The sequence below is a fragment of the Streptomyces sp. NPDC054932 genome (genome assembly GCF_053610205.1).
On record NZ_JBSGXU010000012.1, the window covers coordinates 26,830 to 41,049 of the forward strand.

Below are 14,220 nucleotides of genomic sequence, written 5' to 3' on the forward strand. Positions count from 1 at the left end.
TGAGTAAGTTCCCTCCTGTCGCGCCGTACGACCGTGCAAACAGCACGTCCGGCCGGGAGGGGAGCCCGCGTGCCCGGGATCGACGAATGCCTGCTCGAAGCCATGGCCCTGCCTGGTGCGCGGGGGGCCGCGCTGGTCGACTGGAGCAGCGGACTGGCCCTCGGCACCGTCGGGGAATCACCCGTGGGCGACCACGAGACCACCGCCGCCGAGACCGCTGAACTGGCTCGGGCGGCAGCCGAGTACGAGTCCTTCGCCCCCGTGGAGGCCGACCCGGCACGCGGTGGCGGAGCCGTTCCCTCCGCCGGTTCGTACGTCGGCCCACCGGTCGGCCCGCCCGTCGAGGATCTGATCGTCACCACCCGCACTGGATACCACGTACTGCGCTTCGTCGAGACGAGCTTCGACAGCAGCGTATTCCTGCACCTGTGGCTCGACCGCACAGAAGGCAATCTCGCCCTCGCGCGCCACAGGCTCCGCGCCCTGGCCGAGGAGCTGGTGCTCAGATGACCGCCCCGGCCACGGCGGCGAACGCCTTCGCCGCCGTTTCCCCCCTCCTCACCCGACTCGCCGAGGAGCGGGCCACCGGCGCCCTGCTCCGCGACCGCGGCACCCTCTTCCTGGAGGACGGCCGCATCGTCCACGCGGAGAGCCCGGCCACCCCCGGCCTCGACGTACTGCTCACCACCGGCGGCGGCCTCGCCCCCGAGCGCTGGCGGGAGGCCGTGGACCGGGCCGGTGCCCGCCGGCAGGTGGCCCGCTTCCTCGTGGACAGCGGCGGCCTCGCCGACGGAGAGCTGGAGATATGCCATCTCGCCGCCATATTCGACGCCGCCTTCTTCGCACTCTCCCCGGGCAGCGGCCCCTCCCGGTTCCGCCGCGGGGCCACCCACTGGATCGGCTCCGTCCGCTCCGTTCCCGCCGCCGCCGTCGAACGGGAGACCCGGCGCCGCCAGGACCTGCTCGACGCGGTCTGGCCGTACCCCCTGCTGGACACCTCCCCGGTGGTACCCCGGGCGGCCGCGCCGGGCCAGACGGTCACCGCCCGCCAGCGGGCACTGCTGGGCCTCGCCGACGGCCTGCGCACCCCGGCCGACCTCGCGTGGGTCCTGGGCCGGCCCGCCTTCCACACCCTGCTCGACGTACGGCGCCTCGCGGCGGCCGGACTGGTCGAGACCCCGCACACCCCGGCCCCGCCACCGGCCGAGGTGCCCCTGCCCGACTGGATGACCGAGGCTCAATCCCCGGACGTGGCGCTGCTCCGCCGGTTACGCGACGCACTGGAGGCAAGTCTGTGAGGCTCCCGCTGCGACCGGCCCTGCGCGCCGACCGCTCCGAGCGTAGGCAGCCCGAAAGGAGAAAGGCCGACATGAGTACGGTGCCCCCCGAGGCGGAGGCCGAGATACTCGCCGAGCTCCGCAGGCTGCGGGCCCGGGTACCCCAGCTCACCGGCGCCCTCGCGGCGAGCGCCGACGGCTTCGTCCTCGCCCAGGACAGCGCCGCCACCGAGGCGGAGGCCGTCGCGGCGCTGACCGCCGCCGCCCTCGGGGTGGCCCAGCGGCTCAGCGACACCACCGGCCAGGGCGCCTTCCGTGAACTTCTCGTGCGCGGTGAGGACGGATACGTCGCCACCTACGCCGCGGGCCTGGCGGCCGTCCTCACGCTGACCGCCGAACCCCGCGTCAACGTCGGGCGCCTCCACCTGGAGGCCCGGCGCTCCAGTCTCCGGATAGCAGAACTGATCGACCACACCCTCGGGCGACGGGGTCCCGGAGTCCCGCCCGGGTGATTCGCGCTCCGGTCGGCGGCAGGGCCCGACATGTCCGGCACGCGCCGCCACGGCTACAGACAGTTACATCCCAGTCACAACCCACTCACAACGAGAACGAGAAAGAGGTTCCCCCCATGGTCAATGTGGAGACCGCGCTCAAGGAAGCCACCACCATCATCGAGGGCGCGATCGGCGCCGCCCTCGTCGACTACGGCAGCGGCATGGCCCTCGGAACGATCGGCGGCGGCAAGGACCTCGACCTCGCGGTCGCGGCGGCGGGCAACACGGACGTGGTGCGTGCCAAGGTCCGCACGATGGAGATGCTCGGACTCAAGGACGAGATCGAGGACATCCTCATCACCCTCGGCAGTCAGTACCACCTGATCCGGCTGCTGAAGGGCCGCGGTTCCGCGGGCTTCTTCCTCTATCTGGCCCTCGACAAGGGACGGGCCAACCTCGCGATGGCCCGCCATCAACTGAAGAAGATCGAGCTCGAGCTGGAGGTCTGACCGGCCCCAGCGGGCGCGGCGGGGCGCGTCGTGCCGCATCGTCGAAGTGGCGGACGGCTGAATTCTTTGCCGTCCGCCCTGGCGGTTGGCTGCCTATGCCCCATATGGGTGGAGTTTATGACTCTGTTACAGAGTAAGATGCTGTGAGCAGCTGATCATCGATAAAGCATAAAACGCTGGAGAAACCGCCACCCATGCCCCCGCGCCTGAGCATCGTCGTCCCCGTCTACAACGTCGAGCTCTACCTCGACGAGTGCCTGGAATCCATCGCATCGCAGACCTTCGAGGACTTCGAGGTCATCCTCGTGGACGACGGGTCCACGGACACCAGCGCCGTCATCGCCAAGGCGTTCGCGGCCAAGGACAAGCGTTTTCGCGTCGTGATGCAGGAGAACGCCGGCCTCGGCGCCGCCCGTAACGTGGGCGCCCGCCACGCCGACAAGGACAGTGAGTACCTGGCCTTCGTCGACAGTGACGACACGATGCCCGACTACGCCTACCAGCGGCTCATCGAGGCGCTGGACGAGACGGGTTCGGACTTCGCGGGCGGCAACGTGAAGCGTTTCCGCTCCGTCGGCATGCAGCAGTCCTGGGGCCACCGGGCCGCCTTCGCCCGGACCCAGTTGAAGACGCACATCTCCAAGTTCCCGGCGCTGGTCACCGACCGCACCGCGTGGAACAAGGTCTACCGGCGCTCCTTCTGGGACAAGCACGGTTTCCAGTACCCGGAGGGCATCCTCTACGAGGACGCCCCGGTCAGCATCCCGGCACACTACTTCGCCTCCAGTGTCGACATCATCAGCGACTGCGTCTACCACTGGCGCGTCCGCGAGACCGGCGAGCGCTCCATCACCCAGCGCTCCACCGACCCGGTCTCCCTCATCGACCGCGTGAAGTCCGTACGCCTGGTCCGTGAGTCCCTCAAGGCCAAGCAGGGCGCCAAGTACGTCCGTTACCTGCGCGACTACGACTACAACGTGCTGAGCGAGGAACTCCCGCTCATCTACAAGTACGTCGGTGAGGGCGGCCCCGACTTCCGCGCCGCGTTCGTCAAGGAGGTCGGCGGTCTCGTCCGCGAGATCGGCACCGGCCCCTGGTCCGACCTGACCGTCGCCGACCGGCTCAAGGCGTACCTGGCCGGCGAAGGCCGCGTCGACGACTTCATCGCGCTCCAGCACCACCAGCGCGACTACAGCTACAGCGTGCCGGTGAAGGGCCTCGCCCGCCCGCAGGCGGACTATCCCTTCCTGCAGGGCCGTCCGCCGGTTCCGGCCAAAATCCTCACCCTCGGCCCGCGCGAACGCCGTGTCGTCAGCCGCCTGGAACAGGCCGCCTGGGCCGACGGCAAGCTGCTGCTGCGCGGTTACGCCCTCCCCGGCCACCTCGGTGCGGAAAGCCGCCTCGGCTCCCGCAAGATGCTGGTCTTCCGCGAGGGGGGCAAGCGCCGCCGCTCCGTCGTCAGCGCCCGTACCGTCGCCTCCCCGATGGCCACGGTGAAGTCGCCCCACCTCGCCCTGCGGCACGCCGACTGGGCCGGCTTCACGGCCGTCATCGACCCCTCGATCTTCCAGTCGGGCGGCAAGTGGAACCAGGGGATATGGACCACTTCGATCGCCGTCACCGGGGCCGGCGGCCTGCACCGCGCCCGCCTCAGGGGAGGCGAGCACGACACCGGCCAGAACCCGCCCCCGCACTGGGTCGCCCCCGACGTCCGGATCGTCCCGTCCGTCTCCGGCGCCCTCACCATCCAGGTGGAGATCGTCCGCGCCCGCGCGCTGGACGTCCACCCCTCGGGTGACGACGCCGTCGAGATCACCGGCGAGCTGTCCGCCGAGGCCGTCGGCGCCACCACGCTGCGGGCCGTCCACGTGACCACCGGCACCGTCCTCACCTTCCCGCTGGAGAGCGCCGCGTCCGGCGCCGGCCGGACCTCCTTCACCGCCCGCGTACCGCTGGCCGAGCTGGCCGCCGTACCGGACGCCGCGTGCGAGCCCGGCGAGTGGGCCCCCGAGCCCTGGAGCCTCTCCGTCGTCGGCCCCGACGGCACCGAGCACCGCATGGTCCACGACGAGCGCGGCGGGTTCGACGGCCTCGTCCTGCCCCTGCCCGGCGAGGACGCGGGCCGCTCCCTCTTCGCCAAGCGCGGCAACACCGGACACCTGACCCTCTCCGTGCAGCCCTCGCCGCCGCTGGTCGACGAGGTCGTCGCCGAGGACGGCACCCTCACCCTGCGCGGCCGCTTCCTCGCGCCGACCGACGAGCCCTACGAGTTCGTCCTGCACAACGCGCACGGCGTGGAGTTCGTCTACCCGGTCACCCGCGACGGGGACTCCTTCGAGGCCACCTTCCGGCCCATGCTCCCCGAGGCGTACGCAGGCAGCACCACGCTCCCCGAGGGCCGCTGGTGGCCCACGCTGCGCCCGGTTGCCCAGGGCGGAACCACCGCCGGCCTGCTCGGCGTCGACCGCGGCGCACCCGTGCAGATGGGCCCCGGCCTGCTCTTCGCCGGGCCGCACCCGCTCACCGTGCAGGGCCGCCGGATGCGGGTCGAGACCCGCTTCCACGACCGCATGGTGCTGGTCGCCGACCCGCTGATCAGCCCGCACGACCGCTCCAACTACGCCCAGCGCGTCGCCCGCTTCGAGACCTACCCGGCGCAGCGCGCCCTGCCGGTCAAGGACATCGTCGTCTACGACACCTTCCAGGGGCAGAGCTCCGGCGACTCGCCGCGCGCCATCCACGAGGAACTGGTGCGCCGCGGCGAGAAGCTGGAGCACATCTGGCTGGTCCGCGACGGCCGGACCGAGGTCCCGGAGACCGCCCGCGCCGTGCAGTACAACAGCGTGGAGTCGTGGGAGGTGCTGGCCCGCGCCCGTTACTACGTGACCAACGACAACGTGCCGCAGCGCTTCGAGCGCCGCGCCGGCCAGGTCGTCGTACAGACCTGGCACGGCACGCCGATCAAGGAGATCGGCCACGACTTCGTGCACGACTACTACACGAGCCCGGAGATCCTGGAGGGGCTGGAGCACGACAGCGCCCAGTGGACCCTGCTCGCCTCCCCGAGCTCCTACGCCACGCCCCTCCTCAAGCGCGCCCTCGGCTACGACGGCGAGGTCATCGAGTCCGGCAGCCCGCGTACGGACGCCCTGGTGCGGCCCGACGCGCAGCGGATCGCCGAGGTCCGCCGCCGGCTCGGCCTGCCCGAGGGCAAGAAGGTCGTCCTCTACATGCCCACGTGGCGCGAGAACAACGAGGGCTTCTCGGGCGGCTACAAGCTCGACCTGCGGATCGACCTGGACCGGGCCCGCCGTGAGCTGGGCGAGGACCACGTCCTGCTGATCCGTAGCCACCACCACGTGACGGAGCAGGTCCGCGACGGCGTCCGCGACGGATTCGTCGTCGACGTGTCCCGCTGGCCCGACGCGGCCGACCTGCTGCTGGTCGCCGACGTGCTGATCTCGGACTACTCCTCCGCGATCTTCGACTTCGCGCACACCGACCGGCCGATCCTGCTCTTCACGTACGACCTGGAGCACTACCGCGGCACGCTGCGCGGCTTCAACTTCGACCTGGAGGCGAAGGCGCCGGGGCCGCTGCTCGCGGACTCGGCGAGCCTGATCGAGGCCGTGCGCAACGCGGACGCGGTCGGGGCGGAGTACGCCGAGGCCCGGGCTGCCTTCCGCGCCGAGTTCTGCGACCTCGACGACGGCAGCGCCACCGAGCGCGTCGTCGAGCGCATGCTCGCGCAGGGTGCGGCGCCCGCGAAGTAAGCCGTACGGGCGAATCTCCGGCTGAACACGGACCGGCCCCGGACCCACCGATGAATTTCGGGTCCGGGGCCGGTCTGTATGTGAGGGACGGTGCCCACCGTCCACCCACCGGCCCGGAGGCAGAGATGAGCGGCAACGGATTCACCACGTGTCTGTGGTTCGACGGCAACGCGGAAGCGGCCGCCGACCACTACCTGTCCGTCTTCAAGGACGGCAGGCTCGGCCGGATCGGCCGCTACACCGACGCGGGCCCCGGCCCGTCCGGCTCGGTGATGGTCGTGGAGTTCGAGATCAACGGCCAGAAGTTCATCGGTCTCAACGGCGGCCCGCAGTTCACGTTCAGTGAGGCGATCTCCTTCCAGATCCACTGCGCGGACGAGGCGGAGGCCGACTACTACTGGGACGCGCTGACCGGAGGCGGCGGCGAGGAGGGTGTCTGCGGCTGGGTCAAGGACAAGTTCGGCGTCTCCTGGCAGGTCATCCCGCCGGGCGCCATCGACCTGATCGCCGACCCGGACCCGGCCCGGGCCGCCCGGGCCACCGCCGCCATGATGCAGATGAAGAAGCTGGACGTGGCACAGATGCGGCGGGCGGCCGACGCGGGGTAGACACAGGTCGGGGGCCGGGCCAGGGCCAGGGGCCAGGCCGTCTCTTTCGGATCTTGCCGGGCCCGCGCCGCCCGGCACCGCACCTCGCCGCGTTGTCGGAGCACCGCAGTACGTCCAGTACAACTGTGCTCCTCCGCCCAGGGGGCACCTCCCAGCGATAGCTGGGGGAGATGCACGGCACCGGACGACGCGGGCCCGACCGGCAAGATCCGAAAGAGACGGCCTAGGCGGCGATCCGGGCCAGCAGGGCCGGCAGGGCGGTGCCGATCGGTTCGCGGACGATCTCGTCGGCGAGCGGGTCGTACGGGGTCTCCTCTGCGTTCACGATGATCAGCCGGGCCCCGGCCTCCGCGGCCATGCCGGCGAGTGACGCGGCGGGCTGCACCTGCAGGGTCGACCCGACGGCGATGAAGATCCGGCACCCCTTGGCCACCGCCATCGCCTGTCCCAGAACCTCGGGGTCCAGCCGCTGGCCGAACATCACCGTCGCCGACTTGAGGATCCCGCCGCACACCAGGCAGGCGGGATCCGGTTCCCCGGCGGCCACCCGGGCCAGCGCCTCGTCCATGCCCGACCGGGCGTGGCAGGCCGTGCACACCACCGACCGGGCGCTGCCGTGCAGCTCGAACACCTTGCGCTCGGGCATCCCGGCGAGCTGGTGCAGCCCGTCCACGTTCTGGGTGATCACCCGCACCGGGGTGCCGCCGCGCTCCAGTTCCGCCACGGCCACGTGCGCGGCGTTCGGCCGTGCTCCGAGCGCACAGAGCTCGGCGCGCATCAGCCAGGAGCGGCGCCGGATGTCCGGATCGGCCATGTAGTACTCGTAGGTCACCAGCTTCTCGGCGTCGGGCTCCCGCCGCCACAGGCCCTGGGGGCCCCGGTAGTCCGGAATTCCGGAGTCGGTGGACATTCCGGCCCCGCTGAACACTGCGACAAGTGGCTTCCCCATGCACCGACCCTATGCAGCGGCGCGGGCCGCCCGCGAGCCCATTTCCGCGCACCGGCCGGACGGAGGGCGGGAGGGTCGTTTCTGCGGTGAATCCCGACCCCCGCAGGAGTGAGATCCGGGCCCAGCCCTCCCGATCCACCGGCCCGGCGGGTACAGAACCGGACATGATGCTCAAGCCGCACCGCCTTGCCGCCCTGCTGCCGGCCCTGCTCGCGCTGCCGGTCATGCCCTGCGTCCCCGCCGTCGCCGCGCCGGCCGCCGCCGTGCGGGGGCACACCGCTGCCCAGATCAGCGACTTCCTCACCGGTTTCTACGGTGACCACGGTCCCTCCACGTACAACCGGGAGAACCGCGTCTCTCCGGTCCTCAAGGAAAGACAGCAGGAGAACGAGGAGGTCGACGTCCTGCTCTGCGCCCAGAACGAGCCGCAGGACATCAGCATCGGCCCGGTCACCGTCGCCCAGGCCGCCGCAGTCGGCTGGGCCACGGTGACCACCCACTGGGCCTCCGGCACCACGGACACCTTCACCGCGTACGTACGCCTCGACTCCAAGCCCATCCGGCTCGACGACGTGATCTGCGCGGGCTGAAATCCGTACGGTGATCCACGGGCCGGTCCTTAGGGTGGGCACATGCCGACGACGACCGCGACCACCACCGTCCTCTACTGCTCCGACCCGCTGAACGGGCGCCGGGCCGACGCCCACTTCGCGGCGGAGGCCCGCCAGTTGCGCGCCGCCGGGGGCACGGTCGTGCTCATCGACCACGACGCGCTGCTCGCCGGGGACGCCGAGCGGGCGGTGGCGCGGGTGCCCGCCGGGTCCGGAGCTCTCTGGTACCGGGGCTGGATGATCCCCGTGGGCCGGTACGCGGAACTGGACGCGGCCCTGCGGCGGCGCGGCGGCGCGCTCGCCGTCTCCCCGCAGGCGTACGGCCGGGCGCACGAACTCCCCGGATGGTACGAGACCTTCGCGGGTCTGACCCCGGTCAGCGGCTGGCTGCCGACGGGGCAGGGCGTGACCCCGGACGCGGAGGGTCTGGCGGCCCTCGCGGCGGGCCTGCCGCCGGGCGCCGCCGTCGTCAAGGACTATGTCAAGTCCCGCAAGCACGAGTGGGACGAGGCCTGCTACGTGCCCGACCTGGGCGACCCGGAAGCTTTGCACCGCGTCGTCGCCCGCTTCGTCGAACTGCAGGGCGAGTTCCTGGCGGGCGGCGTGGTGCTGAGGGCCTTCGAGGACTTCGTCGCGCCGGAGGCGGCGGCCGCGGAGGTCCGGGTGTGGTGGCGGGACGGGGAGCCCCGGCTGGTCACCGCCCACCCGGACAGCCCGCTCGCCGAGGTCCCGGAACCGGACCTCGAACCGGTGCGCGCGGCCGTCGGGGCGCTCGGCTGCCCCTTCGTGACCACCGACCTCGCGCTGCGCGCGGACGGGGTCTGGCGGGTCGTCGAAGTGGGGGACGGACAGGTCAGCGACCTCCATGGGGAGGTCGATCCCGCCTCGTTCGTCAGCCTCTTGACGACTGATCAGGCACTCCTGCGCACACCGTCCCCATCTGGTACAACACCGGCATGACGGGATTCGAGATCACCGGTGCGAGCGCGGCCGACATGAAACTGATCCGTGACTGGGCCGACGAGGAGGGCTGGAATCCGGGGGACTCGGACCGGTTCGCGTTCGCGGTGGCCGACCCGGAAGGGTTCCTCGTCGGGCGGCTGGATGGCGAGCCGGTGGCCTGCATCTCCGCCGTGCGGTACGGCGCCGGCTTCGGTTTCATCGGCTTCTACATCGCCCGCCCCGCCGTCCGTGGCCAGGGCTACGGCATCCGGCTGTGGCACGCCGGGATGGAGCGGCTCGGCGGGCGGCTCGTGGGCCTGGACGGGGTCGTCGATCAGCAGGACAACTACCGTAAATCCGGCTTCCGTTCGGCCTGGAGCAACTTCCGTTACGAGGGTGCCCCGCGCGAGGACGCCCCGCACGGGGACGATGGTGCCGGTGCCGGTGCCGGTGCCGGTGCCGGTGCCGGTGCCGGGATCGAGATCGTGGACGCGGGCACCCTGCCCTTCGGCCTGCTCGCCGCCTACGACCGGCGGTTCTTCCCCGCACCGCGCGACGCGTTCCTGGCCGCCTGGACCGGGCTGCCCGGGCGGACGGCCCTGGCCGCCGTCCGGGACGGCCGGATCGAGGGCCTCGGCGTGATCCGCCCGTCCAGCGCCGCCGACCGGATCGGCCCACTGTACGCGGCCACCCCGGAGGTGGCGGCGGCCCTGCTGCGGAGACTGGCGCGGCACGCACCCGACGGGCTGGTGTCCGTGGACGCACCGGACGCGAACCCGGCGGCCGCCGCGGTGTTCGAGGGCCTCGGCCTGACTCCGGCCTTCGAGACCGCCCGCATGTACACCGGCCCGACCCCGGACCTGGCCCTGGCCGAGCTGTTCGGTGTGACCAGCCTCGAACTGGGCTGAAGGAACCGGGCAGTTGCGGGTCGATCGGGACCTGGACTGCGCGTGGCCCGATCGCCGTCGCGCCGTTCCGGGGGAACAGCACGTCGTATCTGCTGCGGCGATGGCGCATGGCGCCGCCGTGCTCAGTGTCCTGGGCCGGATCAACGACAGTGACGGCCTGGCCACCGCGGGCTGGGTGGTCTGGGGCCCTGTGAGCCGGACGGCGGTCGCACGGCGCCGCCCGGCCCACCTCATCGCGGGGTCAGAAGTCGAACAGCGTGCCGCTGGTGTTCCGCAGGCCGCACGGGTTGGCGAAGGTGTACGTGTAGCTGAGCCGGCGGCCCTGCCACACCCCGACGGCCGCCACCGTCATCGGGTTCCACTCCCTGGTACAGGCGGCGTCGGCGGCCGGAGCGGCGAGCGGGTCGAGCTGCGAGCCGTTCGCGCGTAATTCGCCGCACGCGGCGGCCGGGTTCGGGTGCGTCCCGCCGGGAGTCGGCGAGCAGACGAGCGTCACGGCGCGCAGCACGGTGCCCGCGTCGGCATTGGGCCCCGCCGTCACACTGAGCACCAGCGCGGACGGCGCGTACAGGCTCTCCGTACCGATCGGTGCGGCTCCGGCCGTACCCGGCCAGGCCAGTGCGGTGAGCGCGGTGAGCGCCATGGCGGCGGAACCGAGCCCGAGACCCTTTGCGATGGACCGCATTTCGAACACTCCCTTGGGTTGGTGTTTCGGATAGCGGACAGAGTCTTGCCGACCCGAGCCGGGAACGCCCGTTCGCACCCCCATTTCTCGTCACCGATCGTGTACGAATGACTGCAGACCGCAGCCGTGCGAGCGGGCTGACCTGTGCGGGAGCGGACCCCTGAATCGGCCGAACACCGACCGGGAGACCTCCCCGAAACATGCCGGGACCCCCGCTGTGATCTGCCTGTACGGCGCCCGGAACCCCCCGGGGGCAGGCCGGGCCCACCCCTGTCCGGCGGACAGCAGCGCGGTCGGGTCGGCGGGCGTACGCGGCCGGGTCGCCGAACCCTAGGCGGTGGGGCTCAGGCGCGGGGCGTACAGCTCCAGCAGGCGGGTGCGCGTCTGCTGGAGGCGCATCGCGAGGACGCGCCCGACCCAGTGCCCGATCGCGGACCCGAAGGTGGGATCGGCATCCATCAGCATCCGGACGGTCGCGGCGTCGAACTCGTACGCCCGCACCGGTGTCATCGCCTCCGCGCCGAGCTGCCACACGTACGGCGGGAACAGCCAGGACCACCCCACCAGCTCGCCCGGGCCGAGGTTCTCCACGGGCGCGGGGCGCCGGCCGGCCACGGGGACCTCCAGGGTCACCGTGCCGGAACGCACGATCCAGAAGGAATCCGCCCGCGTCCCCTCGTCGAAGATGCGCGCACCCTCCGGGAAATTGACCTCACGGGCCTGGGACATCAGCCGTCCACGGTGCTCGGTGGACAGGACGGCGGCGATCTTGATGGGGGAAGGTGTGCTCACGACGGCCTCCGATCACGACCCCCCACGACGCTCCTGCTCTCCCCAGTGTCGCCGACGCCCGCCATATCGCGGCCGGACCGGACCCGGTTTCTTCGCGCCCGGTGCGGGTGGCGGCCCCACCGCCCCGGGCAGGGCGCCTCAGGGAGTGTCTTCGGCGTTCGCCTCCAGACAGGCCAGCTCCATCGCGTCCAGGACCGCCTCGTGGCTGCGGCCGCTGAGCTCGGCGACATTCTCGATCTGGGCCGTCGCCCAGGCCGCCAGCGTCATCACCAGCACCCGGAGTCCGTCCGTGCCGTGCTCGGCCAGGACCGCGTCGGCGACGACCATGGCCTCCTCGGGGACCTGCTCGGGCGGTTCGAGGCCCGCGAGGCCGCGCAGCAGGACGAGGGTGCGGCGGGAGATCTCCGGCGTCATTCCCGCCAGCCGCATGTCTTCTTCGTCGTCCATCCGCCCCGCCCTCCGGTGCCGTGCCCGAATCACCTCAGGGCACGGTAGAGGGGCGCGGCCCCGCGCGGGGCCGTTTCTGCAGGGTGACAGTGCGTGATCGACTGCCGGACGGCCGGATCCGACCGGCCCGATCCGGACGCCGAACCGGCCCGGCCCGTACCCGACCGACCCGGTCCGGAGGCTGCCGTCCGCCGCCCGAAAACGTCCGTGCGTTCCCTTCCGCCGGAGGCAACCCGCCGGTAACCTGCCCGGCGGCAGCCGCCCGCCCGGACGGCCGGACCCCGGCAGGAGCAAGATGAAGAGCCTCTTACGCGCGGTACTGTGCGCCCTCCTGCTGGTGGCGGGCGCCCTGGCGGCGCCGACCGCCGCACCCGCCCACGCCGCCCCGCAGCCCGCGGCCGGTACGGCCGGCGGCGAGGCCTGGACAGCGCCGCTGTCCACCCGCGGCCGGTACATCGTCGACGCGCAGGGCAACCGCTTCCGCCTGCGCTCCGGGAACTGGGACGGGGCCCAGGGCTCCTGGAACGGCTCGGGCGACCGCAACGATCCCGCCACGCACCACAGCGGGCAGAACGCCCACGGCATCCCGATCGGCCTGGACCGGGTCTCCCTGACCACCCTGCTCGCCGACTTCCGGGCCCTGGGGCTCAACAGCATCCGGCTGCCCTTCTCCAACGAGATGCTGCGCGACACCACCCCCGTCCCGGACGCGGCCGTCGCCGCCAATCCCGCCCTTCGCGGACGCACGCCCCTGCAGGTCTACGACGCCGTGGTCGCCGCCCTCACCGACGCGGGCTTCGCCGTCATCCTCAACAACCACACCGTCACCACCCGCTGGTGCTGCGGCCTCGACGGCAACGAACGCTGGAACAGCGGCCGCTCCACCGCCCAGTGGGCCGACGACTGGGTCTTCCTCGCCCGCCGCTACCGGGACAACCCGCGCGTCGTCGGCGCCGACCTCTACAACGAGGTCCGCCGCGACTTCTTCGACGACCCCAACTGGGGCCTCGGCGACAACCACGACTGGCACGCCGCCGCCCAGGAGGCCGCCGACCGCATCCTCACCGAGGCCAACCCGAACCTGCTGATCGTCGTCGAGGGCATCAACTGGTTCGGCCTGCCCGTGGACGGCTTCCCGCACGGCCGCCCCACCCTCACCCCCGTACGCACCCTCTCCCACACCCTGGTCACCTCGAACAAACTGGTCTACTCGGCCCACTTCTACGGCTACACCGGCCCCCGGCACAGCGGCGCGACCGGCATGGGTGAGACCAGCGACCTCCGCTACCAGGACATGACCGCGGCCCAGCTCGAACAGACCCTCTACGACCAGGCATTCTTCGTGTCCGCGGAAACCGGCACGCACTTCACCGCCCCCGTCTGGATCAGCGAGTTCGGCATCGGGGCCGACGAGACCGGCGCCGCCCCGCGCACCTGGTTCGACCGCCTCACCGGCTATCTGACGCGCTCCGACGCCGACTTCGCGTACTGGCCCCTCGTCGGCTGGAGCACGAACGCCCAGGGCGCCCCGGGCGGCGACAGCTGGGCGGTCCTGCGCTACGACGCGACCGGCCGCCGCTCCGGCGTACTGGACCCGGGGGACTGGCGCACCGCCCGCTGGACCCCGCTCACCACCACCCCCGGCCGCACCGGGCCGGTCCCCGCGACCACCGCCTGGTACCAGCTGACCACGGACCACCGCGATCACAACGCCTCGCTGCGCACCCGCGCGGCCGGTGACTGGGACAGCGGGGCCCGCAAGGGGGTCTGCCCCGACGGCGCCCGCCTCACCGGACTCGGCCACACCGGCGGCCGCGGCCTGTGCACCACCTCCGACCTGCGCGCCCCGACGGGAGGGCACACCGTGGTCCGCGACGAGAGGTACGTCCCGGCGGGCGGCGACTGGGCCACCGGGTACACGAAGTTCCAGTGCCCGGGCGGCCAGTTCCTGATCGGCTACAGCCTGCGCGGCGAGCGGGTCTCGGCGGCGCTGTGCGCCCCGGCCCGTACGGCCCTTCCCGGAGGCGGCCGGACGCTGTGGTTCGACCGCGGCGACAACCGGCCGCCGGGCAGCCCAGGCGGTGACTTCGCCTCCGGGCACTACAAGGGTCAGTGCCTGCCCACCGAGTACGCGGCGGGCATCGCCTTCACCACCCGCGCCGCCACCCGGCCCTCCCCGGCCGCCTTGCTCTGCCGTCCGCTGCCCGTGCCGGACACTCCCTAGG

General features: G+C 72.2%; 14 protein-coding genes. 10 read left to right on the plus strand and 4 right to left on the minus strand.

Going from position 1 to position 14,220, the window contains the following annotated elements:
- The first annotated feature begins 69 nt into the window (after positions 1 to 69).
- The 6 genes from ACWGE1_RS05625 to ACWGE1_RS05650 all read left to right on the plus strand — a co-directional run bounded on the left by ACWGE1_RS05625 (position 70) and on the right by ACWGE1_RS05650 (position 6,661).
- On the plus strand, positions 70 to 510 hold the full coding sequence (locus ACWGE1_RS05625) for a hypothetical protein (protein WP_453419261.1): 441 nt from the start codon (positions 70 to 72) through the stop codon (positions 508 to 510).
- On the plus strand, positions 507 to 1,298 hold the full coding sequence (locus ACWGE1_RS05630) for a transcriptional regulator (protein WP_453419262.1): 792 nt from the start codon (positions 507 to 509) through the stop codon (positions 1,296 to 1,298). Before ACWGE1_RS05625 ends, ACWGE1_RS05630 begins: the two co-directional genes overlap by 4 nt.
- A gap of 71 nt (positions 1,299 to 1,369) precedes the next feature.
- Positions 1,370 to 1,789 carry a roadblock/LC7 domain-containing protein gene (locus ACWGE1_RS05635; RefSeq protein ID WP_453419263.1) on the plus strand — a complete coding sequence of 140 codons (420 nt, stop codon included), beginning with the start codon at positions 1,370 to 1,372 and terminating at the stop codon, positions 1,787 to 1,789.
- A 116-nt stretch (positions 1,790 to 1,905) separates the two neighbouring features.
- On the plus strand, positions 1,906 to 2,280 hold the full coding sequence (locus ACWGE1_RS05640; protein WP_453419264.1) for a hypothetical protein: 375 nt from the start codon (positions 1,906 to 1,908) through the stop codon (positions 2,278 to 2,280).
- Positions 2,281 to 2,474: 194 nt separating this feature from the next.
- Complete coding sequence (locus ACWGE1_RS05645) at positions 2,475 to 6,053, plus strand: bifunctional glycosyltransferase/CDP-glycerol:glycerophosphate glycerophosphotransferase (protein WP_453419265.1); 3,579 nt, start codon at positions 2,475 to 2,477, stop codon at positions 6,051 to 6,053.
- A gap of 125 nt (positions 6,054 to 6,178) precedes the next feature.
- Positions 6,179 to 6,661, plus strand: coding sequence for a VOC family protein (locus ACWGE1_RS05650; protein ID WP_453419266.1), 483 nt, complete (start codon positions 6,179 to 6,181; stop codon positions 6,659 to 6,661).
- 223 nt (positions 6,662 to 6,884) lie between these two features.
- Here ACWGE1_RS05650 and ACWGE1_RS05655 read toward each other — a convergent pair whose 3' ends face one another.
- Entirely contained in the window at positions 6,885 to 7,610 is a 726-nt protein-coding gene (locus tag ACWGE1_RS05655; protein ID WP_453419267.1) for an SIR2 family NAD-dependent protein deacylase, read from the minus strand.
- A 164-nt stretch (positions 7,611 to 7,774) separates the two neighbouring features.
- Between ACWGE1_RS05655 and ACWGE1_RS05660 the strand changes: the two genes are divergently transcribed.
- Genes ACWGE1_RS05660 through ACWGE1_RS05670 form a run of 3 tightly spaced genes read left to right on the plus strand, consistent with a single transcriptional unit; the run spans position 7,775 to position 10,071 of the window.
- On the plus strand, positions 7,775 to 8,200 hold the full coding sequence (locus tag ACWGE1_RS05660; RefSeq protein WP_453419268.1) for a hypothetical protein: 426 nt from the start codon (positions 7,775 to 7,777) through the stop codon (positions 8,198 to 8,200).
- 42 nt (positions 8,201 to 8,242) lie between these two features.
- Positions 8,243 to 9,181, plus strand: coding sequence for an ATP-grasp domain-containing protein (locus ACWGE1_RS05665; protein WP_453419269.1), 939 nt, complete (start codon positions 8,243 to 8,245; stop codon positions 9,179 to 9,181).
- A complete protein-coding gene (locus tag ACWGE1_RS05670; protein ID WP_453419270.1) occupies positions 9,178 to 10,071 on the plus strand; it encodes a GNAT family N-acetyltransferase in 894 nt (297 codons plus the stop codon). The genes ACWGE1_RS05665 and ACWGE1_RS05670 overlap by 4 nt, the downstream gene beginning before the upstream one ends.
- A gap of 241 nt (positions 10,072 to 10,312) precedes the next feature.
- Here ACWGE1_RS05670 and ACWGE1_RS05675 read toward each other — a convergent pair whose 3' ends face one another.
- The 3 genes from ACWGE1_RS05675 to ACWGE1_RS05685 form a co-directional block, all read right to left on the minus strand.
- The gene (locus ACWGE1_RS05675) at positions 10,313 to 10,756 is read right to left on the minus strand and encodes an SSI family serine proteinase inhibitor (protein ID WP_453419271.1); all 444 of its coding nucleotides are present in this window, start codon (positions 10,754 to 10,756) and stop codon (positions 10,313 to 10,315) included.
- A 330-nt stretch (positions 10,757 to 11,086) separates the two neighbouring features.
- Entirely contained in the window at positions 11,087 to 11,548 is a 462-nt protein-coding gene (locus ACWGE1_RS05680; RefSeq protein WP_453419272.1) for a Crp/Fnr family transcriptional regulator, read from the minus strand.
- A 138-nt stretch (positions 11,549 to 11,686) separates the two neighbouring features.
- Complete coding sequence (locus ACWGE1_RS05685; protein WP_453419273.1) at positions 11,687 to 11,995, minus strand: hypothetical protein; 309 nt, start codon at positions 11,993 to 11,995, stop codon at positions 11,687 to 11,689.
- Between the two features lie 295 nt (positions 11,996 to 12,290).
- On the opposite strand from ACWGE1_RS05685, the gene ACWGE1_RS05690 reads away from it, so the two are divergent.
- Entirely contained in the window at positions 12,291 to 14,219 is a 1,929-nt protein-coding gene (locus ACWGE1_RS05690; protein ID WP_453419274.1) for a glycoside hydrolase family 5 protein, read from the plus strand.
- Position 14,220 lies beyond the last annotated feature (1 nt).

Bases quoted from the DNA above. Each gene is read 5' to 3' on its own strand.
- ACWGE1_RS05690 (WP_453419274.1), top strand. From the start codon at position 12,291: ATGAAGAGCCTCTTACGCGCGGTACTGTGCGCCCTCCTGCTGGTGGCG.
- ACWGE1_RS05650 (WP_453419266.1), top strand. From the start codon at position 6,179: ATGAGCGGCAACGGATTCACCACGTGTCTGTGGTTCGACGGCAACGCG.
- ACWGE1_RS05665 (WP_453419269.1), top strand. From the start codon at position 8,243: ATGCCGACGACGACCGCGACCACCACCGTCCTCTACTGCTCCGACCCG.
- ACWGE1_RS05630 (WP_453419262.1), top strand. From the start codon at position 507: ATGACCGCCCCGGCCACGGCGGCGAACGCCTTCGCCGCCGTTTCCCCC.
- ACWGE1_RS05675 (WP_453419271.1), bottom strand. From the start codon at position 10,756: ATGCGGTCCATCGCAAAGGGTCTCGGGCTCGGTTCCGCCGCCATGGCG.
- ACWGE1_RS05660 (WP_453419268.1), top strand. From the start codon at position 7,775: ATGATGCTCAAGCCGCACCGCCTTGCCGCCCTGCTGCCGGCCCTGCTC.
- ACWGE1_RS05635 (WP_453419263.1), top strand. From the start codon at position 1,370: ATGAGTACGGTGCCCCCCGAGGCGGAGGCCGAGATACTCGCCGAGCTC.
- ACWGE1_RS05655 (WP_453419267.1), bottom strand. From the start codon at position 7,610: ATGGGGAAGCCACTTGTCGCAGTGTTCAGCGGGGCCGGAATGTCCACC.
- ACWGE1_RS05670 (WP_453419270.1), top strand. From the start codon at position 9,178: ATGACGGGATTCGAGATCACCGGTGCGAGCGCGGCCGACATGAAACTG.
- ACWGE1_RS05685 (WP_453419273.1), bottom strand. From the start codon at position 11,995: ATGGACGACGAAGAAGACATGCGGCTGGCGGGAATGACGCCGGAGATC.
- ACWGE1_RS05640 (WP_453419264.1), top strand. From the start codon at position 1,906: ATGGTCAATGTGGAGACCGCGCTCAAGGAAGCCACCACCATCATCGAG.
- ACWGE1_RS05645 (WP_453419265.1), top strand. From the start codon at position 2,475: ATGCCCCCGCGCCTGAGCATCGTCGTCCCCGTCTACAACGTCGAGCTC.